The organism is Thermobifida fusca NBRC 14071 = JCM 3263 (assembly GCF_001592045.1).
GTDB lineage: Bacteria > Actinomycetota > Actinomycetes > Streptosporangiales > Streptosporangiaceae > Thermobifida > Thermobifida fusca.
The window spans coordinates 1-20,928 of sequence record NZ_BCWB01000058.1; the positions used below are offsets into that span (position 1 = coordinate 1).

The 20,928-nt window shown below is 67.1% G+C and carries 21 protein-coding genes; 19 read left to right on the top strand and 2 right to left on the bottom strand.

Annotated features, from left to right (window positions below; genetic code table 11):
* Positions 1-53 precede the first annotated feature (53 nt).
* The 10 genes from TF1_RS14240 (at position 54) to TF1_RS14285 (ending at position 12,221) form a co-directional block, all read left to right on the top strand.
* Positions 54-908: a heme ABC transporter ATP-binding protein gene (locus tag TF1_RS14240; protein ID WP_011292807.1), complete on the top strand. Its 855-nt coding sequence runs from the start codon at positions 54-56 to the stop codon at positions 906-908.
* A 39-nt stretch (positions 909-947) separates the two neighbouring features.
* A complete protein-coding gene (locus TF1_RS14245; RefSeq protein WP_011292806.1) occupies positions 948-1,736 on the top strand; it encodes a class E sortase in 789 nt (262 codons plus the stop codon).
* Between the two features lie 5 nt (positions 1,737-1,741).
* Positions 1,742-1,945 (top strand): hypothetical protein, encoded by a 204-nt coding sequence (locus TF1_RS14250; protein WP_011292805.1) that lies wholly within the window; start codon positions 1,742-1,744, stop codon positions 1,943-1,945.
* Positions 1,946-2,062: 117 nt separating this feature from the next.
* Positions 2,063-3,772 carry a DEAD/DEAH box helicase gene (locus TF1_RS14255; protein WP_011292804.1) on the top strand — a complete coding sequence of 570 codons (1,710 nt, stop codon included), beginning with the start codon at positions 2,063-2,065 and terminating at the stop codon, positions 3,770-3,772.
* A gap of 421 nt (positions 3,773-4,193) precedes the next feature.
* Positions 4,194-5,315 carry an HtaA domain-containing protein gene (locus TF1_RS14260; RefSeq protein WP_011292803.1) on the top strand — a complete coding sequence of 374 codons (1,122 nt, stop codon included), beginning with the start codon at positions 4,194-4,196 and terminating at the stop codon, positions 5,313-5,315.
* 58 nt (positions 5,316-5,373) lie between these two features.
* Complete coding sequence (locus tag TF1_RS14265) at positions 5,374-6,690, top strand: WxL domain-containing protein (protein ID WP_016189104.1); 1,317 nt, start codon at positions 5,374-5,376, stop codon at positions 6,688-6,690.
* A gap of 61 nt (positions 6,691-6,751) precedes the next feature.
* The gene (locus TF1_RS14270; protein ID WP_011292801.1) at positions 6,752-7,975 is read left to right on the top strand and encodes a WxL protein peptidoglycan domain-containing protein; all 1,224 of its coding nucleotides are present in this window, start codon (positions 6,752-6,754) and stop codon (positions 7,973-7,975) included.
* The gene (locus tag TF1_RS14275) at positions 7,972-8,961 is read left to right on the top strand and encodes a hypothetical protein (protein ID WP_011292800.1); all 990 of its coding nucleotides are present in this window, start codon (positions 7,972-7,974) and stop codon (positions 8,959-8,961) included. The genes TF1_RS14270 and TF1_RS14275 overlap by 4 nt, the downstream gene beginning before the upstream one ends.
* A 114-nt stretch (positions 8,962-9,075) precedes the next feature.
* Positions 9,076-10,086: a tryptophan--tRNA ligase gene (locus TF1_RS14280; RefSeq protein WP_011292799.1), complete on the top strand. Its 1,011-nt coding sequence runs from the start codon at positions 9,076-9,078 to the stop codon at positions 10,084-10,086.
* A gap of 179 nt (positions 10,087-10,265) precedes the next feature.
* Complete coding sequence (locus TF1_RS14285) at positions 10,266-12,221, top strand: serine/threonine protein kinase (RefSeq protein WP_061783978.1); 1,956 nt, start codon at positions 10,266-10,268, stop codon at positions 12,219-12,221.
* 46 nt (positions 12,222-12,267) lie between these two features.
* On the opposite strand, the gene TF1_RS14290 is transcribed toward TF1_RS14285, so the two are convergent.
* Together TF1_RS14290 and TF1_RS14295 are read right to left on the bottom strand one after the other, a co-directional pair.
* On the bottom strand, positions 12,268-12,846 hold the full coding sequence (locus TF1_RS14290) for a nicotinamidase (protein WP_011292797.1): 579 nt from the start codon (positions 12,844-12,846) through the stop codon (positions 12,268-12,270).
* A 52-nt stretch (positions 12,847-12,898) separates the two neighbouring features.
* The gene (locus TF1_RS14295; protein WP_011292796.1) at positions 12,899-14,215 is read right to left on the bottom strand and encodes a nicotinate phosphoribosyltransferase; all 1,317 of its coding nucleotides are present in this window, start codon (positions 14,213-14,215) and stop codon (positions 12,899-12,901) included.
* Positions 14,216-14,370: 155 nt separating this feature from the next.
* Here TF1_RS14295 and clpS point away from each other — a divergent pair, with 155 nt between their 5' ends.
* From clpS to rdgB, 9 genes are all read left to right on the top strand, one after another.
* On the top strand, positions 14,371-14,652 hold the full coding sequence (gene clpS / locus TF1_RS14300) for an ATP-dependent Clp protease adapter ClpS (protein WP_016189102.1): 282 nt from the start codon (positions 14,371-14,373) through the stop codon (positions 14,650-14,652).
* A 39-nt stretch (positions 14,653-14,691) separates the two neighbouring features.
* Positions 14,692-15,240, top strand: coding sequence for a DUF2017 domain-containing protein (locus TF1_RS14305; protein ID WP_011292794.1), 549 nt, complete (start codon positions 14,692-14,694; stop codon positions 15,238-15,240).
* Positions 15,241-15,364: 124 nt separating this feature from the next.
* The gene (locus tag TF1_RS14310; RefSeq protein WP_011292793.1) at positions 15,365-15,772 is read left to right on the top strand and encodes a Mov34/MPN/PAD-1 family protein; all 408 of its coding nucleotides are present in this window, start codon (positions 15,365-15,367) and stop codon (positions 15,770-15,772) included.
* Positions 15,773-15,890: 118 nt separating this feature from the next.
* The gene (locus tag TF1_RS14315; RefSeq protein WP_011292792.1) at positions 15,891-16,169 is read left to right on the top strand and encodes a MoaD/ThiS family protein; all 279 of its coding nucleotides are present in this window, start codon (positions 15,891-15,893) and stop codon (positions 16,167-16,169) included.
* 5 nt (positions 16,170-16,174) lie between these two features.
* On the top strand, positions 16,175-17,122 hold the full coding sequence (locus TF1_RS14320; RefSeq protein ID WP_011292791.1) for a PLP-dependent cysteine synthase family protein: 948 nt from the start codon (positions 16,175-16,177) through the stop codon (positions 17,120-17,122).
* 95 nt (positions 17,123-17,217) lie between these two features.
* Positions 17,218-18,033, top strand: coding sequence for a thioesterase family protein (locus tag TF1_RS14325; RefSeq protein ID WP_061783979.1), 816 nt, complete (start codon positions 17,218-17,220; stop codon positions 18,031-18,033).
* A gap of 179 nt (positions 18,034-18,212) precedes the next feature.
* Positions 18,213-18,971 (top strand): MBL fold metallo-hydrolase, encoded by a 759-nt coding sequence (locus TF1_RS14330; RefSeq protein WP_016189100.1) that lies wholly within the window; start codon positions 18,213-18,215, stop codon positions 18,969-18,971.
* A 156-nt stretch (positions 18,972-19,127) separates the two neighbouring features.
* Positions 19,128-19,805: a ribonuclease PH gene (gene rph / locus TF1_RS14335; RefSeq protein ID WP_038044057.1), complete on the top strand. Its 678-nt coding sequence runs from the start codon at positions 19,128-19,130 to the stop codon at positions 19,803-19,805.
* The gene (gene rdgB / locus TF1_RS14340; protein ID WP_011292787.1) at positions 19,802-20,425 is read left to right on the top strand and encodes an RdgB/HAM1 family non-canonical purine NTP pyrophosphatase; all 624 of its coding nucleotides are present in this window, start codon (positions 19,802-19,804) and stop codon (positions 20,423-20,425) included. The genes rph and rdgB overlap by 4 nt, the downstream gene beginning before the upstream one ends.
* Positions 20,426-20,928: the final 503 nt, after the last annotated feature.

Genomic DNA, 20,928 nt, shown 5'->3' on the forward strand with positions numbered 1-20,928 from the left:
CCGTTCTTCTTCTGGCTGCTGTACCGGACCCGCGCCAGACAGGGAGGTTGGGCATGAAACGCATCCGGCAGACGATGCGCGCGGTCGTGCACGGCTCGGGCCTGCGGCGCCTCACCCCGCCGCAGCGGGTGACGAGCGGCACCGTGGTGCTGGGTGCCCGGCACCTCAGCAAGTCCTATGGCGCGCGGACCGTGCTGGACGACGTGAGCCTCGACGTGCGCACCGGGGAAGTGCTGGCCCTGGTCGGTCCGAACGGGGCAGGCAAGAGCACCCTGCTGTCCATCCTCACCGGGGATACTCCCCCTGACAGAGGCGAAGTCACTGTCCTGGACCGCCCCCTGGCCGCGTGGAGTCCGGCCGAACTCGCGCTGCGCCGCGCAGTCCTGCCGCAGAGCTTCACGGTCAGCTTCCCGTTCGACGTGGTCGACGTCGTGCACATGGGGCGGGCCCCGTGGGCCGCGGTCGACGTCGACGTCGACGACGACCGCGTCGTCGCAGACGCGATGGCGGCCACCGAGGTCACCGCGCTCGCCGCCCGCAAGTTCCCGTCCCTGTCCGGCGGGGAGAAGGCCCGGGTGATGCTCGCTCGGGTCCTGGCCCAGCAGACCCAGATCATGCTGTGGGACGAGCCCACGGCCGCGCTCGACATCCGCCACCAGGAGTCGGTGCTGCGCATCGCCCGCCAACGGGCCGCGCAGGGTGATGCGATCGTGGTTGTTCTCCACGATTTAGCGTTGGCAGCCGCCTACGCGGACCAAGTCGCGATACTCTCCCAAGGACAGATCGCGGCATACGGGCCTCCTGCTGAGGTCTTCACCGCGAAGCTTCTCAGCGACGTCTACTCATACGAAGTCGAGATCGTGTCGCATCCGCGCACCGGGGTTCCGCTGGTCCTGCCGGTCCGATGACCCTTTGCCGCGCGGAGCGACCCCGACGGGTTAGGACACATGGTTTCCACTTCCCGACGCCCCCCTAGTGACCGGCGCCGCCGTTCCGGCAGGGGTCGGAGGAGAGCTCCCGCTCCGCGCAGCCGCGTCACTATCGGCGATGTTGTGCGCGTCATCTTCCGCACCATCGGTGAACTCCTGTTCACGGCAGGCCTGATCATGCTGTTCTTCGCGGCCTTCCAGATCTGGGGCAAGCAGTTCCAGACCGATGCCGAGCAGGAGCGGCTGGAGCAGGCCATCGCCGAGGTGTGGGAGCAGGGGCCCGACTCTGAACCGCTGCCCGGATCAGCCAACAGCCGGCTCTACATCCCTAAGACCGACCAGAACTGGGTCGTGGTCAGCGGGGTCGGCCCGGAAGACATCAAGTACGGTCCGGGCTGGTATCCCGAATCCTGGACCCCGGAGGGAATGGTGCCCGCGGCCCGTGCCGGACAGCCCGGCAACTACGCGGTCGCCGGGCACCGGGTCGCCGCGGTCTTCTGGGACCTCGACAAGTTGGAGGAAGGCGACGAACTGGTCCTGGAGGACGCCGAGAACTTCTACACCTACCAGGTAGTGGAGAGCAAGGTTGTGCTGCCCAACGCGATCGAGGTGATCGCTCCAGACCCGTTCAACCCGGAGTCCACGGAGGAACCCGAGAAGGCCTATCTCACCCTCACCACCTGCCACCCCAAGCTGCAGAACTCGCATCGGCTGATCGTCCACGCCGAACTCGTTGACACCCGCCCCAAGGAACGGGGCATGCCCGACAACATCGCGCACATGGCGCCTGAGAACGAGGAGGGGTGAGCCACGTGTACGGTCTGATCTGGCGGCTCATTCCCGGACCCTGGGTGGTCAAGCTCGTGGTGTGCCTCGCGCTCATCGCGGGCGCGGCGGCGCTGCTGTGGTATGTCGTCTTTCCGTGGGCCGACCCCTATCTGCCGTTCAACGACGTGACCGTCGAGGGGGATGAATCGGTCTACGGGATGACACCCGAGCCGGACACGGACGGGTAGGCGCCGCCTGTTTCCAGGTGCCTGGGGTGGAGGTCGAGCCGGGCTCGACCTCCACAGTGCTGTCGAGGGCGAACACCACCGATACCCTCGAGCCGTGATGATCAGGGGATGCGCACGATGACTCTGCTTCAGACGACCAGCACCGATGACCGGTTGCGCGGACTGCGTCACTGGCAGCGAGAGGCGTTCGAGGAGTACTTCCGGCGCGAGCCGCGGGACTTTCTGGCGGTGGCGACTCCCGGGGCGGGAAAGACCACGTTCGCTTTGACTCTGGCGAGCGAACTGCTCGCCCGGCACGTGGTCCGTTCGATCACCGTGGTGTGCCCCACCGAGCACCTGAAGAAGCAGTGGGCTGAGGCCGCGGCGCGGTTCAACATCCCCCTCGACCCGGACTTCAAGAACAGCCAGGGAGCGCTCGGCAAGCACTTCATCGGCGCGGCCGTCACCTATGCGCAGGTCGCGGCGCATCCGGCACTGCATCGCAACCGCACTGAGGCGCGGCGCACCCTGGTGATCTTCGACGAGATCCACCACGCGGGCGACTCGCTGTCGTGGGGGGAGGCCATCCGCGAGGCGTTCGACCCCGCGACCCGTCGGCTCTGCCTGACTGGCACCCCGTTCCGCTCCGACACCAACCCGATCCCGTTCGTCAGCTATGTGCAGGACCACACCGGGGTGCGCCGCTGCTCCTGGGACTACAACTACGGTTATGGGCCTGCGCTGGCCGACGGTGTGGTGCGCCCGGTCATCTTCCTGGCCTATTCGGGGGAGATGCGGTGGCGGACCAGGGCGGGGGAGGAGCTGGCGGCCCGGCTCGGGGAGGAGCTGACCCAGGACGCGCTCTCCCAGGCGTGGCGGGCGGCCCTGGACCCGAAAGGCGACTGGATCAAGCGAGTGCTGGCCGCGGCTGACCGGCGGCTCACCGAGGTGCGCAAGCACACCCCGGACGCGGGGGGCCTGGTGATCGCCAGCGACCACGAGAACGCCCGCGCCTATGCGCGCATCCTGCGGCAGATCACCGGTCGCGGCGCCACCGTGGTGCTGTCGGACGACCCCACCGCCAGCAGGAAGATCTCCCAGTTCGCCGAGTCGGACGACCGGTGGATGGTGGCGGTGAAGATGGTGTCGGAAGGGGTTGACGTCCCCCGGCTGATGGTCGGCGTCTACGCCACGTCCACGAGCACGCCGCTGTTCTTCGCCCAGGCGGTGGGACGTTTCGTGCGGGTGCGCCGCCGCGGTGAGATCGCTTCGGTGTTTCTCCCCTCCATCCCGGTCCTGCTGGAGTACGCCAGTGAGATGGAGCGGGAACGCGACCACGTCTTGGACAAGCCGATCCGGGAGGACGACGGGTTCGTCCCGGAGCAGGAGCTCATCAACGAGGCTCGCAAGAAGCGGGACACTCCCGACGCCGGGGATGAGCTGCCGTTCGAGACCATGGAGTCGGAAGCCGAGTTCGACCGGGCGCTCTACGACGGCGGCGAGATCGGCGGCGGCGAACCTGACGAGGAGGATTTCCTCGGCCTGCCAGGGCTGCTGGAACCCGACCAGGTGGCGGTGCTGCTGCGGAAGCGCCGCCAGGAGCGGGCGCGGACCGCACGGAGTGAACCGCAGCAGCGGGAGCGGCCCGAACACGAGGTGCTCGCCGAGCTGCGTCGGGAGCTCAACAGCCTGGTGGGGGCCTGGCACCATCGCACTGGCCAACCGCACGCCACGATCCACACGACGTTGCGTCGAGTGTGCGGCGGGCCCCCGGTGGCGCAGGCAACCGCGGAGCAACTGCGGCAGCGCATTGCAAAGCTGCGGGCGTGGGCTGTCGGGGCGGAGTGACTCTTGTCCCGCGGCCCCGCGCCGGTGCACGAAAAGTGATCGAACGGCTCGGTAGAGGTCAGAAAAAGTAACAAAAAGGACGTAATTCTGGTCGGGCTGCTCGCGTTGCCCAGAAGAGCTGAGGTATACCTAAGTCCAGAATTGGTGAGGTTAGCCTCACTTTAATTGGCAATCTGCCGCGGCGGTTTTCCCTGGGATCTGCTGGCTACAGCCCGCATTCTTTCTGCTCTTTTTTGTGTTTGTGGAGTGGAAAGAAGGGGACTTTGCCCACATTTATCCACGATTGCCAGAAAAAGAGAGTTAGGTTAGCTTTACCTTGCTTTCTCTTCGGGTGTGGCTGGGTGAAGAGGTCGCCACGGCCCAACCACACCTTCCCCCCTCTGGTCCTCGCCACGGACCGAGCAACACACAAGGAGTCCACATGAACCTGGGTATTCGCCGGGCCGCCACGGTCCTGGTGACCGCAGGTCTCGCAGCGGCGGCAAGCATTCTGCCCGCCTCCGCCACCACGACCCTCCCGGTCACCGGCGGTAGCGGCGACTGGGGCGTCAAACTCTCCTTCCGCAACTACATCAAGAGCCCCATCGCCCACGGCAGCACCGAGCTGTCGGGCGGCGTGACCGAAAACCCTGACGGCACCTACTCCTTCCCCATCGTCTCCGGAAGCTACGACACCGCCACCGGAGACACCGTCATCCAGTTCGGCGGCTCCGTCGCCTACGAGGGTCACGGCGGCGTCCTCCGGGTCCGCATCGACGACCTTCGCCTGGAGATCACCAACGGCAAGGGCGAGCTCTACGCCGACATGGCCAGCAGCTCCCCCAGCGACCCGCAGATGGTCAGCTACCCCGACGTCAACCTGGCTGACCTCGACCTCAGCGGCGGCCAGCCCACCCTCAGCGGCACCACGCTGAGCCTCGGCTCTACCCCGGCCACCCTCACCGAGGAGGGCAGCCCCGCCTTCGCGGGCTTCTACTCGCCGGGAGCCGAACTCGACCCGATCTCCTTCACCGCCACTGTCGGCGGCAGCAACGGCGGCGGCAACCAGCCTCCAGCCAACGGCGGCAGCAGCGCCCAGCAGCAGATCCTCGCCGACGTGGCCGCCGGACCGCTGATCCTGTCGGTCGCCGGGGACACGGTCCAGCTCACCCAGTCCGCACCGAACGGCGACGGCACCTACCAGACCGCCACCGGTGCGCTCAATACCGCCACCGTCTCCGACCTGCGCGGCACCAACGCCGGCTGGAACCTCGTCGGCCAAGTCAGCGACTTCACCGGTGACGTGGGAACCATCGGCGCGGAGAACCTCGGCTGGACGCCCAGCGCCGCAGCCGTGAACACCGGTGTCGGCACGCCCGGCACGGTGACCGCCGGCAGCCCCGTCCAGCCCGGACAAGGCCTGGGCATCGCCCGCACCCTGGCCTCGGCCGCCCCGGGCTCCTCAGCCGGAACCTTCACCGCTGACGCCCAACTGACCCTGGGCATCCCTGCCGACACGGTCCCCGGTGACTACGCGGCAGTGCTGACCCTGACCCTCAGCTAACCATCCCGGCGGGTGCGGGACGGGACCCTGTCCCGCACCCCATCCCATGGTTGTAGCGATGCTCCCCATCCTCTTCCCCCGCAAAGCACGGTTGCATTCCAGCGCCGCAGCCGCCGCCGTCCTCCTCACCCTCGGCGGCAGCCCCGCAGCGCTCGCCACCCCGCTCGCTGACCCCCACCACCCCCACTACGCATTCCACCCGCTCACCGGCGACGCCTACCTGCTCCGCGACCTTCCCGGCACGGAACCGCCGGACCAGGAACAGAACACCACGGGAGACAGCAGCGGAGCACACGCCGAGGCTCCCACCCAGGAACTCCTCCGCCTCCACCACCCAGCACTCCTCGCCCACCCCGACCCCCGCCCCGGAGACCTCGGCGAGGACGACTACGACCTGGTCGCCCACACCCCCGTCGCAGACCCCGCCGACTTCCTGGTCGTGGCCCCCGACAGCACGCTCTACACCGTGCACACCACCGAAGACGAGCACACCCTGCTGGCCAGCTACCGCGAACCCGACACCACCGAAGAACCGCCAGCAGACCAGGAGGACGGATCCGACACCGCACCCGCCGTCACCGTCGACATCCACCTCCTGCCCGACAACCTCGACGTGGTCGCGGTGCGGAGCGACGAACGGGGCGTCTTCCTCATCACCGGTGACGGCACCGTGCTGCTCCTCAACCGCACCGACAGCGCCGACGGTGCCCCGGAGATCACCCTCACCCTCCACACCGGGCCTGCCCCCGACCGCGAACCCTGGCAACCCCCGGAAGAGACAGCGAACACGCCGGTCCCGTCACCGGAACCCCCAGCACCAGTTGCAGAGCCTGCCACCGCGGTGCACGACAGCACGGAGCCTGCAGCCACCCCTGAACCCGAAGACCCCGCCCCACTGCACCTGGAAGCGCCCGCGGCAGACCACGCCGACCTGCCCCCCGGCGTCCTCGTGATGACCCTCCCCGAAGGCCCCGTCCACCTCTCCGCTCCCCGGATGAGCGCGGACAGCTTCCACCAGACCGCCACCGGGACCCTGGCCCCCGCCACCGTCGTCGACCTGCGCGGCACCAACGCAGGATGGAGCCTGGTCGGCCAGGTCAGCGACCTGGAAGGCAGCGCGGGAGGTAGCATCGACGCCCACCTGCTCGGCTGGGCACCCACCGCCACCGTCCTCGACAGCCCGGACAGCTCCACCGTCCGTCCCGGAGCAGCAGTCCGCCCCGGTGACGGCCTCGCGGTGCCCCGTACCCTATGCGCAGGAGCAGCAGGCGCCAGCACCGGAGTATTCGCCTGCCAAGCCCGACTGGAGCTCGGCATTCCCGCGGACACTCCACCCGGAGAGTACGCGGGCACCCTCACCCTCACCCTCAGCTAGCCCAGACGCCCTGGCCGACCCACCGTCGGACACATCACCCCGTCCCCTGGAGAGCAGAACTGTGTCAGCTATCCGCTCATCCCGGATCGCGCGCCTCGGCGTGGTCGGCCTCCTGCTGTACGCCCTGACCACACCGGCCCCGGCACTCGCCGACCCGAGCCCTGACAACAACAGCGCGCCCTCCCCGGCAGCACGCGCTGAACAAGACTTCCGCTGGTCGGTGGCCCCCTCCAACGAAAACGGCGAACTCGGCCGCAGCTACTTCGTCCACGACGTCAAACCCGGCCAGACCATTGAAGACTGGGTAGCCATCACCAACTACGGCGAAGAGCCGATGACCTTCTCCGTCTACGGGACGGACGCGTTCAACACCCCCGACGGCTCCTTCGCTCTCCTGCCCGCCGACGAAGAACCCGCCCTCGCCGGCACCTGGATCGAAATCCCCCGGGAAGACCAGACCGTCGAGGTCAAAGGAGGCGAAACCCGGGTCATCCCGTTCACCATCACCGTCCCCGACAACGCCGAGCCGGGCGACCACGCCGCCGGGGTCATCGCCTCCGTCTCCCACGACGCCCTCAACGCGCAAGGACAGCTCGTCCGCGTCGACCGGCGCATCGCCGCCCGCGTCTACCTGCGGGTCGACGGACCCGTCCGCCCCTCCCTGCACATCGACGCGATCCGCACCGACTACCAGGCACCCCCGTGGTGGAACCCTTTCGCCACCGGGGAAGTCACCATCACCTACCAGGTGCGCAACGCCGGAAACCTGCGGCTGACCGCTTCCGGAGAAGCCGGCGCCGCAGGCCCCTTCGGGGTCGGACTCGGCGACCCGGTCCACAAAGACGTTCCCGAAATGCTGCCGGGAACCGTGTACGAATACACGCACACCATCCCGGACATCTATCCGCTGTTCTGGATCAACGGCGAAGTCACCCTCACCCCGCAAGCGGCACCGCAGTCCGCACAGACCCCCGACCTGCACCCGGTCACCCGCGGCGACTCCGTCATCGCCATCCCGTGGCTCCCGGTCCTCGCTGCGATCCTGCTCACCGCCGTGCTGATCTGGCGGCGCCGCCACGCCAAGCGCCGCTTCCAAGCCGCAGTGGCCGCCGCGGTCGCCGAAGCCCGCAAACAGGACGCCGCCCACCAGGGAGCACCGCAGACCACTGCCGCCGAGGCACCGGCCGACCCCACCACCGACTCCCCGGAGCAACAGCCCGACTCCGCCGCACACCAGGGCGGATCCGCCAACGAGCAGACCGAACCCGAGGAGCCCCGCTCATGACCCGACTCCGTCGGATGCTGCTCCTTGCCGTCGCGTTCCTGCTGTGCGCCACCACCCCAGCGGCCGCGCAACCCGCCGACCCGGGGTTCACCCTTGACGCGGCATCGGCCCGCATCGGCGACACCGTGCCCGTCCGCCTCTACGGCTGGCCCCAAGGCGTGGTCACCGTCCGCGTCTGCGGCGGCGGGGAATACATCGACTCCAGCGACTGCGCGGTCACCGACGCGATCACCGTGGCCATCAACGAGAACGGCGAAGGCCGCGGCCTGCTCACCATCACCGAACCGCCAGTGGGATGCCCCTGCGTTGTTGAAGCCCTGGACCTCACCGGGCAGCACCGGGCCACCGCCGAATTCCCCATCGAAGGCGTCCCCGTGCTCACCACCGAGGAACGCCAGCGCCGCATCGACGAACGCAACCCCGGCAGAGCAACCCGCCTGCTCGACGTCACCAAATTCCGGATCCTCACCGAAGACGGCCCGTGGTGGCACGACTGGGAGGCATGGTTCGGGCTCCCCGTCCAACGCACCGCCCAGCTCACCGTAACCAACATCGGAGTCGAACCGGTCACCGACCCCGTCGTCTCCGTCGCCGTGGGCCGCGGCACCCGAGCAACCACCCTCGTCTACCCGCCCCGGATCCGCGAACTCGAACCAGGCCACGAAGCCGTCTACGAATTCCCCGTCGACCTGCCTGCCCCGGTGATCGGCACGTACACGGTCCGCGGCGAGATCGCAGGCATGGACGAACCCGTGGAATTCGAAACCACCGTGAAAACCTGGCCGTGGGGACTCTTGGGCACGGGGGCGCTCCTCGCCGGATTCCTCGCCATGTGGCTGCTCTCCGGCTGGATCGTGGCAATCCTCCACCTCCTCGCCCGAATCACCCGCGCCCTGTCCCGGCTCTTCCGGAAAAACCGGACCGCACCGCCCCCCGGCCCGGACACTGCCGCCTTACCGGCTACAGAACACACCCCCTCCCCGTAGCTGCCGGGCCACCAGCAGCGGACCGCCGCGCCCCGAGCCTGCCCGTGCCCGGAAACGGACTCACCCGGCCACGGAGGGGAACCGGCAAACCCGGCACGCCGATAAGCTTTTGGCATGGCAGCGACCAAGACCTACCTCACGGGTGTCAAACCCACTGGTGAACCCCACTTGGGCAACTACCTCGGCGCGATCAAACCCGCCCTCGAGGCCGCGCGCGAGTACGACGCGTTCTACTTCATCGCCGACTACCACGCGCTCACCACCGTCCGCGACCCCGAGGCGATGAGGCACAACATCCGGTCGGTCGCCGCCACCTGGCTGGCCTGCGGTCTCGACCCGGAACGCACGGTCCTCTACCGGCAATCCGACATTCCCGAGACGTTCGAACTGACCTGGATCCTCTCCTGCGTCACCGGCAAAGGCCTGATGAACCGCGCCCACGCCTACAAGGCCGCGCGCGACCGCAACGCCGCCGCCGGAGTCACCGACCTGGACGCCGGCATCAACATGGGGCTGTACAACTACCCCATCCTCATGGCTGTCGACATCCTCATCATGGAGACCGACCTGGTCCCGGTCGGCCGCGACCAGGCCCAGCACGTCGAATACGCCGCTGACATCGCAGGGTCTTTCAACCACCTGTTCGGGGACGGCTACACCTTCCGCATCCCCCAAGGAGTCTTCCCCGAAGGGGACGCGAGCGTGCTGCCCGGCATCGACGGGCGCAAGATGAGCAAGTCCTACGACAACCACATTCCGCTGTTCCTGCCCGAGAACAAGCTGAAGAAGCTCATCCGCCGCATCCCCACCGACAGCACCCCGGTGGAGGCGCCCAAAGACCCGGACTCCTCTGTCGTCTTCCAACTGCTCACCCACTTCGCTGACGCCGAGCAGATCGCCGAGACCCGCAAACGCCTCGAAGCGGGAGGCATGGGCTGGGGAGAGTTGAAGAACGACCTCTTCGAAGCGATCAACACCGAGATCGCCCCGATGCGGGAACGCTACGAGGAGCTCATGGCCTCCGGCAGTGAACTCGACGACGTGCTGGCCGAAGGCGCCCGCCGTGCCCGCGAACGCGCCCAACGTGTCCTCGCCCAAGTGCGCGCCGCAATCGGCATCGACTAGCTTCCACACCCGAAGCAGCATCACGGGCCTTCACCACGAAGGCCCTTTCCTCTACCAAGCTCCTTTACCAGGGCAGCGGCTGCCGTTTGGCCGGAAACGGCCACCAGCCTCAGAAGAGCAGAGGAAGCGGAGACGATAGGAAAGTCCCGGTTTCTCATCGTCTGTCTCCTGGAGTGGTGATGCCGCCCCAGCCCGACGCCGCACCTCCCCCGCTGCCCCCGGAACTCGCGCCGCTGCTGCCCACAGACCCGGTGACGATCGGCCCGTTCCGTGTCATAGGCCGATTGGGCTCGGGAGGAATGGGCGCAGTCTACGGAGCCTTGGACGCGGAGCACCGCTGCGTGGCAGTCAAGGTGATCCACGCCGAGCACGTCCGCCGGCCGGAATACCGGGAACTGTTCGCCCGGGAAGCCGAACTGGTGTCCCGCATCGACGCCGAATGCACGCCCCGGTTCCTCGGCGCCGACCCGAACGCCCCAGAGCCGTGGCTGGCCACCGAGTTCGTGCCGGGGCGCACCCTGCAGCAGCATGTGCGCGAATTCGGTCCGCTGGACGAGGCAGCGCTGCGGGCGTTCGCCGCGGGCACGGCCGAAGCACTGGCAGCGATCCACGCGGCTGGCGTGGTACACCTCGACGTCAAACCCGGCAACATCATGCTGGCCCCGGACGGGCCGAAAGTGCTCGACTTCGGGATCGCCCGGGCCATCGGCGACACCACAGACAAGAACGTGTATGGCACACCGGGATGGGCTGCCCCGGAACGTCTCGACCGGCAGCCAGGCACCCCGGCGGCCGACATGTTCGCCTGGGGCGGCCTCATCGTGTTCGCGGCCACTGGACGCTCGCCGTTCGGCACGGGAACTTCCGCGGAGCTCTTAGAGCGGGTGCGCGCCGGCGACTGCGACCTGACCGGAGTCCCTGAAGAGCTCATGGAACTCGTGGCCCGCGCCCTGTCGACCGACCCCGAGGCGCGGCCCACCGCGGTAGAAGCGTTCCACACCGTGCTGGCTCTGGACACGGTCGCGGCGGACGCCATCGAGGAACCCGGCGAAGACGCCGCTGCCATCCACCGGAAGCGGCTGCGCGCCCTGCTGCACCGGGTGTGGACCGGGTTCGACGCGGCCGGGCACCGCCCCGAACTGTGGATGGCGCTCGGGACAGCGGCAGGCGGGGTGGGCGTCGCCGCCGGTGGGGCTGCGGCCCTCGCCACCCAAGGAACCGCGGGCGGCGGCGCAGCAGCGGGCAGCGGGAAGCTCGTCGGCACGGCAAGCGCCGCCGGGGGAGGAGCATCCTGGGGCGCTGGCGCGGGAACACTCACGAAAAGCGCAACCGTCACCGCCGCCGGAACCGGGCTGAGCGGTAAAGCAATGCTCACCGTCGCTGCCGGAGCCACCGCTGCAGCGGTGGCTGGAGGATGGCTTGTCGGACGCGCTGTCACCGACCAGCCGCTGCTGCCCTTCACCGACCCCGAACCGAGCGCGACTGCTGCCCTGGCACCATCCCCGGAGGAAGACGAAAAAGAAGGACAAGAGGTTCGCTTCCGCAACTTGACGCTGTGGTTCCCCGAAGACTGGACCGTCCACGTCATCGAGGACATCGAATTCGTCGGGTTCGGCCCCGACCATGAGGGCAGGGAAATCGTGGACGACTGGATCGCTGCCCATCCCCCCGGCAACCCCGGCTGTGCCGAGGTTGACTGGAATCACTGGGAATGGCCTGCTGCTCTCGTGGAATGCCCCCACATCCGAATCCTCGGTCCGGGAGGCATCACCTATGGAGGCGCAGTGTATGAGCCGATCACCGAAGAACCCGATGCGGGGTTGTTCGCCCCGTCCCAGAATCCCTTGCCCTGCATCCCCGGAATCGACGCGTACGAGGCTGATCCCGCGTCTTTCCCGGGACAGTCCCCTCTCGTCGAGGAACTCGCCCCGGTCGGCGACCGCAGCGCCCTCTACCGGGAATACCTGACGCCCTGCGCCAACCCTGACGGCAGGGACCCGGAACTGCTCTACTACACCCAGCGGAGCTGGTTCCTGCCCGAATCCCAGATCCTCATCGTCGACGAATACGGGATCGAGGACATCGACGCCATCCTCGCCGACGGCGAGTTCGCTTCCAGAAGCGAGGAAGACTAGCCCTGCGGCAAGCGCTCTGCCGGAAGGCGCTGCGACACCTGTGCGCTTAGGCGGCCACCACCGGCTCACCTTCCAGGGCCACGTCTGCCTCAGCCAGCTCCCGCAGAGCCTTCTCCGTGGTTGCGCGGGACACCCCTGCGGTCATTCCCAGCAGCACTCGCGCCTGGAACCCGGCCCGGACCGCGTCCAAGGCAGTAGCCCGCACACAGTGGTCGGTGGCAATACCCACCACGTCCACTTCGGTGATCCCGTGCTGCCGCAGCCACTCCTCCAAAGACACGCCATCCGCGGTCTTCCCCTCGAAACCGCTGTACGCGGCCTCGTAGGCGCCTTTGTCGAACACCGCCTCGATCGGTCCGGTGACCAGGTTGGGGTGGAACTCCGCCCCCGGGGTGCCCGCCACGCAGTGCGGCGGCCACGAGTCCACAAAGTCGGGGTTGTCGGAGAAGTGGTCCCCCGGGTCGATGTGGCGGTCCCGGGTAGCCACGATGTGGGCGTACTGGCTGCCCTGCTTGGCCAGGTAGTCGGAGATAGCCGTGGCCACGCCGGCACCACCGGACACGGCCAGACTGCCGCCTTCACAGAAGTCGTTCTGTACGTCAACGACGATCAGTGCTTTCGCCATCGCAGATCTTCCTTCCTCGTGTGCCGGACCAGCCGAGCGGGAAACAAGCACCTCAGAGCGCTGGGCGCTGCTCGAAGACGGTGGGGATCGCGGGTTCGCCCCGCGACATTTGGCGCGCGGGCGCCGGAAGTTCCGCGACGCAGCGGACGTGCCGCTCCCGGGCTTCCTGAAGCGGCTCACGCCCCACGACCTCGCCGTTGCGCACCAGCGGAACCAGCAGAGGCCGCTCCAACGGAGTCAGCTCCGGTTCATGCACGAAGACCCGCTCCGACGTCGCCACCCCGTTGTCGTCGTAGCGGCGCACCGCCCACTTGCGCCCTCCCTTACTGGGTTTACCCACGGAACGTTTGGCCACCGGCGACAGCGGCGCGTCCGGGTCGTCGCTCTGGGCGCGCGCCACAAGCTTGTACACCAGGGACGCGGTCGGCACCCCCGACCCGGTGACCAGTGCGGTGCCCACCCCGTAGCCGTCGACCGGGGCGATCGCCAAGGCTTGGATGGAGTACTCGTCGAGGTCGCCGGTGACGATGATGCGGGTCTTCGCGGCCCCCTTCTCGTTGAGCAGCGCGCGCACCTTCACCGCCAGTTCTTCCAGGTCACCGGAGTCCAGCCGCACCCCGCCCAAGTCCGGACCAGCCAGTTCCACGGCGGTGTGCACCGCGCGCATCACCTCGTAGGTGTCCACCAGCAGCGTGGTTCCCGTCCCCAGCGATTCGAGCTGGGCAGTGAACGCGTGGCGCTCGCTGTCGTGCAGCAGGGTGAACGCGTGCGCGCTCGTCCCAGTGGTGGGAATCCCGTAGCGGCGCCCGGCTTCCAGGTTGGAGGTGGCGTTGAACCCCGCCAGGTAGGCGGCCCGGGCTGCGGCCACCGCGGCTTCCTCGTGAGTGCGGCGGGAACCCATTTCGATCAGCGGGCGCCCGTGCGCGGCGTTGACCATTCGCGAGGCCGCAGAAGCGATCGCACAGTCGTGGTTGTAGATCGACAGGGCCAGCGTCTCCAGCACCACGCATTCAGCGAAGGTGCCTTCCACCACCAGGATGGGGGAGCCGGGGAAGAAGCAGTCCCCTTCGGCATAACCCCAGATGTTTCCGGAGAACCGGTAGTCGGCGAGGAACGACAGGGTAGAGCTGTTGACGATCCCGTTCCGCTCGAGGAACTCCAAGACCTCGGGGGTGAAACGGAAGTGTTCGAGCGCATCGAGGAACCGTCCGGTCCCCGCGACCACACCGTAACGGCGCGTTTCCGGTAGTCGACGCGCGAACATTTCGAAAACACACCGCCGGTGCGCTGCGCCGCTGTGCAGCGCGGCCTGCACCATGGTCAGTTCGTAGTGGTCGGTGAGAAGCGCACTGCTCCAGCGTTCAGTCATGGTATTCCACCCTAGTTTGTGACTATGAGGAAGAAAACCGGTGAGGTGTCCCCGGACACTGCGGTCTCTTCCCACAATGGGAGGAGGTTTGAGGTGCGACACGTCGCCGGCGACGAACAAGAGAGTTAAAGAGAGGTGAGGCAACCGTGACCGCTATGCCGGTCGAACTCGACGAACCGCGGATCGGCGAGGACATCCGACCGGACCTGCCATGGGTCACCATCGTCTGGAACGACCCCGTCAACCTGATGAGCTACGTTACCTACGTCTTCCAGAAAGTCTTCGGATACCCCAAGGCCAAGGCGCAGAAGCTCATGGAAGACGTGCACTACAAAGGGAAGGCGGTCGTCTCCAGCGGTACCCGTGAGGAGATGGAGCGCTACGTCACCATCCTGCACCAGTACGGGCTCTGGGCGACGCTCCAGCAGGACAAGTGACCGACTGGAGGCAACTGTGACCGCGGAGGCCAACCGTTCATGACCGCCAAAATTCGCTCCGCGCCGCACGGCGGGGCACGGATCACGATCGGCCCGGACGAGGCCCAGCTCCTTCGCTCCATGGCCGACTTTCTGCTGCGCGTCGTGGAAGAACCCGAGCAGCAGGACGAGCTCGCCGCTCTCGTGGGCATCAGCAGCTCCGCCACTCAACCCGAAGACCCGGCACTGGCCCGCCTCTTCCCCGACGCCTACACCGACGACGCCGAGGCGGCCGCGGACTTCCGGCGCTACACCGAGAGCGACCTGCGCCGACACAAGCGGGAGAACGCCCGTCGCGTGGCCTCCGCGATCCCCGAGTGGGGCGGCGAGATCGTGCTCGACGCAGAGGACGTGCAAGCCTGGCTCCAAACCCTCACCGATGTGCGGCTGTACCTGGGGGTCCGGCTAGGCATAGAGACAGAGGAGGACGCCGACGCGCTTCGCGCTGCGGCCGTCCGCGACGAGTCGCTCGCCGCTGCCATGCACGTCTACGAATGGTTCACCTATGTCCAGGACTCCCTGGTCCGCGCGGTGTGGCAGGAGGAGTGACCGGGACCTGCCCGCTCCAGGCGGCGCGCGCCGCGGGCCGCACCTCCTGCACGACCGCCCTCCGCGACCAGGACACCCCACCTGTCGGGTAGGGAAAAAGTGGGGCTCGGCTAGGCTGAAAGCCATGCTGAGGATTGATCGCTCGATCTACGACAAGATCGTCGCCCATGCCCGACGAGACCACCCAGACGAGGCCTGCGGCATTGTGGCCGGTCCCGAGGGCAGCGACCGGCCCGAACGATTCATCGAGATGATCAACGCCGAACGCTCCCCCACGTTCTACCGTTTCGACTCACTCGAACAGCTCAAGGTGTGGCGGGAGATGGAGGAACGGGGAGAAGAGCCCGTGGTGATCTACCACTCCCACACCTCCACCGAGGCGTACCCGTCACGAACCGACATCAGTTACGCTTCCGAGCCGAACGCCCACTACGTCCTGGTCTCAACCCGGGATCCCGAGACCGTCGAGTTCCGCTCCTACCGGATCGTCGACGGGGTCGTCACCGAGGAGCCAGTCGAGATCATCGACTAGCAAAGGTGAGAAGACACGCAGCCTGGAATCACCGGGGCGCCGCGCGTGTTGAACCTATCTGGCGGAGCGCCGCGCATCCGCCATCCGCGTCCACAGACTTCTAGACGGAGACACATCCATGGCCATCGAGGTCCGCATCCCGACCATCCTGCGCAATCTCACCGGTGGAGCCAAGGTGGTTGAGGGCGAGGGGAGCACTCTCGCCGAACTCATCACCAACCTGGACAAGAACCACCCCGGTATCGGTGAGCGCCTCGTCGAGAACGGACAACTGCGCCGCTTCATCAACGTCTACCTCAACGATGAAGACGTTCGTTTCCTCGGCGGGCTTGACACTCCGGTCAACGACGGTGACACGGTGACGGTTCTGCCGGCCGTCGCCGGCGGTATGCGCTGAGCGTCATGAGGTTCGATTCGCTTCTGGATTCGCTCGGCGGTACCCCCCTGGTCGGGCTGCCTAATCTGTCGCCCTCCCCCGAAGTGCGGCTCTGGGCCAAACTGGAGGACCGTAACCCGACCGGGTCGATCAAGGACCGCGCGGCGTTCTACATGATCGAGCAGGCAGAAAAGGACGGCCTGCTCACTCCGGGGTGCACCATTCTGGAGCCGACCTCGGGGAACACGGGGATTTCCTTGGCGATGGTCGCCCGGCTGCGCGGTTACAAGATGGTCTGCGTCATGCCGGAGAACACTTCCGCGGAACGCAGCCAACTCCTGCGCATGTGGGGCGCCGAGATCTACTACTCCCCGGCGGAAGGCGGCTCCAACGAGGCGGTGCGCGTCGCCAAACGGATGGCCGCCGAGAACCCCGACTGGGTGATGCTCTACCAGTACGGCAACCCGGCGAATGCCCGGGCCCACTACGAGACGACCGGCCCGGAACTCCTCGCCGACCTGCCGGAGATCACCCACTTCGTCGCTGGACTGGGCACGACCGGAACCCTCATGGGGGTCGGCCGCTACCTGCGGGAGCACCGTCCGGACGTCCAGATCGTGGCCGCTGAACCCCGCTACGGGGAGCTCGTCTACGGTCTGCGGAACCTTGACGAAGGGTTCGTGCCCGAGCTTTACGACGAGACGATCCTCAGCAGCCGCTACTCTGTCCCCTCCGACGCGGCACTGCGCCGCACCCGGGAGCTCCTCGACAAAGAGGGGATCTTCGCGGGCATCTCCACCGGAGGGGTCCTGCACGCCGCCCTCGGCGTGGCACAGAAGGCCGTCAAAGCAGGGCAGCGTGCCGATATCGCATTCGTCGTCGCTGACGCAGGCTGGAAGTACCTGTCCACCGGCGCCTACGAAGGCACGCTGGAAGAGGCTGCGCAGCGGCTCGAAGGCCAGCTCTGGGCCTGAACCGTCCTACCGGTGCACCCTGCGCGCAAGGCGCACGCACCGGTAGGACAGCAACCCGCCCCCTGCCCGTTCGCGGAAAGACGGCGTTCGATTCAATGGTCCCCATGACCCGCTTCGACTCCGCGACCGAGGTCGTTCGCGTCGGTGAGAATCGATATGCCGTCGAACTCGATCCCGGATACCTCATCGGGACCGCAATGAACGGCGGCTACCTCATGGCGGTGCTGCAACGGTCCGCACTCGCCGAATCCGACCACCTGCACGCGGTCTCCTCCTCTTACCACTTTCACCGTCCCGCTAGCAGTGGACCGGCCGAGATCGAGACCCGGGTGCTCAAACGCGGGCGGACCGTCACCACCGTCCAGACCACCCTCTTCCAAGAAGGGCGGACGATCCTCACCGGCACGCTCGCCACTGCCACGCTCGATCCGCACGCCGAACCACGCTACGCAGCCCCTCAGCCCGCTATCCCTCCCCAGCACCAGTGCCGAAGAGTCGACCCCCGGCAGAGCCACCTGCCTGACGACGGATTCCTCGCCCGGATCGACGTGGACTTCAGCCCGGACAGCTACGCGGCACTCGCGCGGGAACGTACCGTAACCACCCCTGAACTGTGCGGATATGTCGACCTGAGTGCACGGGACGGCGGCTCCGCGAAAGACCCGCTGGCATTCCTCCCGCTCGCCGTGGACGCGCTGCCGCCCATCGTCAGTCTCCTGGTGGACTGGAGCTGGGCGCCCACCGTCGAACTCACCTGGCACCTGCGTGCAATCCCCGTACCGGGGCCGCTGGCCTTCCGCTCCACCTGCGCCCTGGTCAGCGACGGCTGGTTCGATGAGAACGTCGACCTATGGGATGCCAGGGGACGCCTTGTTGCACAGAGCCGCCAATTAGCCCGGGTCGGCCGCTGACGGCACCCGGCGGTGAGGAAAAACTGTGGCCTACATCGCCTAAGTAACGGCTCACAGTCCGTACCTATCGTGTTGGTACATGGGGTACACCGTAACCACCTGGAAAACCCGGAGAAACTCTCCGTGACACAGTGACGTCTCTGCGGCAGCAGACGTCTTCACCGAAAAGGTTGTGCGACGTGCGACTCACCATCATCGGCTCCTCGGGGAGCTTCCCCGGACCTGCCGGACCCGCGTCCTGTTATCTCGTGGAGGCTGACGGGTTCCGGCTGCTACTCGACCTGGGCAATGGAGCGCTGAGCACCCTCCAGCGCCACGTGGACATGTACACCATCGATGCGGTCTACCTTTCGCATCTGCACGCCGACCACTGTTTGGACTTGTGCCCCTACTGGGTGGCCCGCACCTACCACCCTGACGGCCCCCGGCCCCGCATCCCCGTCTACGGCCCTACCGGGGTCGCCGATCGGATGGCCCAGGCGTACGGGCTGGACCCCCACCCCGGGATGCGGGAAACCTTCGACTTCCGCGAACTCAGCCCCGGTACTTTCCGTATCGGCCCGTTCACGGCAACCGTGGACCACGTCAACCATCCCATCGAAGCGTTCGGTATCCGCCTTGAGCACAACGGTGCAGTCCTCACCTACTCGGGGGACACCGGGGCCTGCAGCGAACTCGTGGAACTGGCCCGGGACGCTGACTTGTTCCTGTGCGAAGCCTCCTTCCACGACCACCGGGAACACCCCAAGGACATGCACTTGACCGGCAGCGAAGCGGGTGAGCAGGCCACCCGGGCCAACGCCCGCCGTCTGCTGCTCACCCACCTGGTGCCGTGGAACGACAACGAGTGCACCCTCGCCGAAGCGCGCAGCACCTACAACGGGCCGATCAGCCTCGCCGTTTCCGGGGAGGTCTACGAGATCACCGCGGGCGGCTGAGCCCGGCAAGAAGCTGACGGAAAATCGTCCGCAAACCGGTGCACCCCACCGAAACCCGGTGACATTTCGGACAAGTGGCTCTGCCCTCTGAGCCACGCCGATAGGCTCGACAGCATGCCTCGACCTGATGGACGAACCCCAAACCAACTGCGTCCGGTGCGCATCACCCGCAACTGGCTCCGGCACGCGGAAGGATCAGCGCTCATCGAGTTCGGTGAGACACGCGTGCTCTGTGCTGCAACCGTGGAAGAGGGCGTCCCCCGCTGGCGCCGCGGCACCGGGGAAGGCTGGGTCACCGCCGAATACGCCATGCTGCCGCGGGCTACTGACACCAGAAGTGCTCGTGAGTCGGTCAAAGGCAAGATCGGAGGCCGCACTCACGAGATCTCCCGCCTCATCGGACGTTCGCTGCGTGCAGTCGTCGACTTCAAAGCGATGGGGGAGTACACCATCACCCTCGACTGCGATGTGCTCCAAGCCGACGGTGGGACTCGGACCGCCGCTATCACCGGCGCCTACGTGGCCCTGGTCGACGCCGTCCGCTACCTGCGCAAGCAACTAGACCTGAAAACCAATCCGCTGACCGGCTCTGTCGCCGCCGTCAGTGTCGGCATCGTGCAAGGGCAGCCCCGGCTGGATTTGAACTACTTGGAGGACTCGGTGGCGGAGACCGACATGAACGTCGTCGTCACCGGGACCGGGGAGTTCATCGAGATCCAGGGCACTGCCGAGAACGCTCCCTTCGACCGGAAACTGCTGGACACGCTTTTGGACCTGGCTGTTGCCGGGTGCGCTGAACTCACCGAGATCCAGAAGAAGGCACTGTCAGAGTGAGCCGTATCAGCACTCTTGTCCTCGCCACCCGTAACCGCAAGAAGATCCCTGAACTGCGTTCCATCTTGGGCGAGGTCGGGCTGGATATCGAAGTGCGCAGCCTCGACGGCTACCCGGACGCTCCCGAGGTGGCCGAGACGGAAGCGACGTTCACTGGTAACGCGCTGCTCAAGGCTCGCGCAATCGCGGAGCACACCGGGCTTCCTGCGGTGGCGGACGATTCAGGGCTGCGGGTCGACGCGTTGAACGGAATGCCCGGTGTCCTGTCTGCCCGCTGGTCGGGCAGGTTCGGGGCGCAGCACGGTGACCGGGATGCGGCCAACCTCGAGCTTGTCTTGGACCAGCTTGCGGATGTTCCGCCGGAGCGTCGCGGGGCCGAGTTTGTCTGTGCCGCGGCGTTGGCTCTCCCCGACGGGGAGGAGCACGTGGTGGAAGGGGTACTGCGCGGCAGTCTGACCACTGAGCCGCGTGGGAAGAACGGTTTCGGCTACGACCCGATTTTCGTGCCGGAAGGGTATACGCAGACCACCGCGGAGATGAGCCCGGAGGAGAAGAACGCGATCAGCCATCGGGGTGTCGCGTTCCGCGCTTTGGCCAAGAAGATCCGGGAGCTGGGCTGAGCGCGCGTGGCAGGGAAGACAGGGGCAGGCGGGACGCAGCTTCTCGCCGGTCCCTGAGTCCGTTTCACTGAGGAGTTGCTCCCGTCCAGTACGGGTAGTGGTGCGCAACGGGAAAGACCCGAGAAACCTGCATTTGCCCAGATAGACGGGTATAATGGAAGGTGAAGAGAGGGCAGGGCGGAAGGTGTTCGGTCCTAGCCCTGCGTCCCGCCGCGGCGGGATGGTCAGAGCACCATCCGAGGCGGGCTATACTCGAGTGTCGGACGTCCGGGAACTGAACTCCCCCAGGGAGGGCAGCCGGATCGTCAAGGAACACGAGGACGAAGTCCTCTGACCTAGTCTCCTCGCAGGCGAGCTGACAGCTCGCATCCGCATCTTCAGGAAGGCAACGCGCACGCGCTCCTTCTAGACGGTGCGGAGGAGGTGAGGAGAGCCGCTTCACAGCTCACGAGGCCGGACCACCGATTTGGTGGGAGGCGGAGAGAGCGCTAAAGTTGAAGCGC

What these genes read in the sequence shown, in the direction of transcription:
- TF1_RS14240 (WP_011292807.1), top strand. Translation starts at nt 54, where the DNA reads ATGAAACGCATCCGGCAGACGATGCGCGCGGTCGTGCACGGCTCGGGC.
- TF1_RS14290 (WP_011292797.1), bottom strand. Translation starts at nt 12,846, where the DNA reads ATGGCGAAAGCACTGATCGTCGTTGACGTACAGAACGACTTCTGTGAA.
- TF1_RS14280 (WP_011292799.1), top strand. Translation starts at nt 9,076, where the DNA reads ATGGCAGCGACCAAGACCTACCTCACGGGTGTCAAACCCACTGGTGAA.
- TF1_RS14315 (WP_011292792.1), top strand. Translation starts at nt 15,891, where the DNA reads ATGGCCATCGAGGTCCGCATCCCGACCATCCTGCGCAATCTCACCGGT.
- clpS (WP_016189102.1), top strand. Translation starts at nt 14,371, where the DNA reads ATGCCGGTCGAACTCGACGAACCGCGGATCGGCGAGGACATCCGACCG.
- TF1_RS14275 (WP_011292800.1), top strand. Translation starts at nt 7,972, where the DNA reads ATGACCCGACTCCGTCGGATGCTGCTCCTTGCCGTCGCGTTCCTGCTG.
- TF1_RS14305 (WP_011292794.1), top strand. Translation starts at nt 14,692, where the DNA reads ATGACCGCCAAAATTCGCTCCGCGCCGCACGGCGGGGCACGGATCACG.
- TF1_RS14260 (WP_011292803.1), top strand. Translation starts at nt 4,194, where the DNA reads ATGAACCTGGGTATTCGCCGGGCCGCCACGGTCCTGGTGACCGCAGGT.
- TF1_RS14265 (WP_016189104.1), top strand. Translation starts at nt 5,374, where the DNA reads ATGCTCCCCATCCTCTTCCCCCGCAAAGCACGGTTGCATTCCAGCGCC.
- TF1_RS14295 (WP_011292796.1), bottom strand. Translation starts at nt 14,215, where the DNA reads ATGACTGAACGCTGGAGCAGTGCGCTTCTCACCGACCACTACGAACTG.
- TF1_RS14255 (WP_011292804.1), top strand. Translation starts at nt 2,063, where the DNA reads ATGACTCTGCTTCAGACGACCAGCACCGATGACCGGTTGCGCGGACTG.
- TF1_RS14285 (WP_061783978.1), top strand. Translation starts at nt 10,266, where the DNA reads ATGCCGCCCCAGCCCGACGCCGCACCTCCCCCGCTGCCCCCGGAACTC.
- TF1_RS14310 (WP_011292793.1), top strand. Translation starts at nt 15,365, where the DNA reads ATGCTGAGGATTGATCGCTCGATCTACGACAAGATCGTCGCCCATGCC.
- TF1_RS14245 (WP_011292806.1), top strand. Translation starts at nt 948, where the DNA reads ATGGTTTCCACTTCCCGACGCCCCCCTAGTGACCGGCGCCGCCGTTCC.
- TF1_RS14320 (WP_011292791.1), top strand. Translation starts at nt 16,175, where the DNA reads ATGAGGTTCGATTCGCTTCTGGATTCGCTCGGCGGTACCCCCCTGGTC.
- TF1_RS14325 (WP_061783979.1), top strand. Translation starts at nt 17,218, where the DNA reads ATGGTCCCCATGACCCGCTTCGACTCCGCGACCGAGGTCGTTCGCGTC.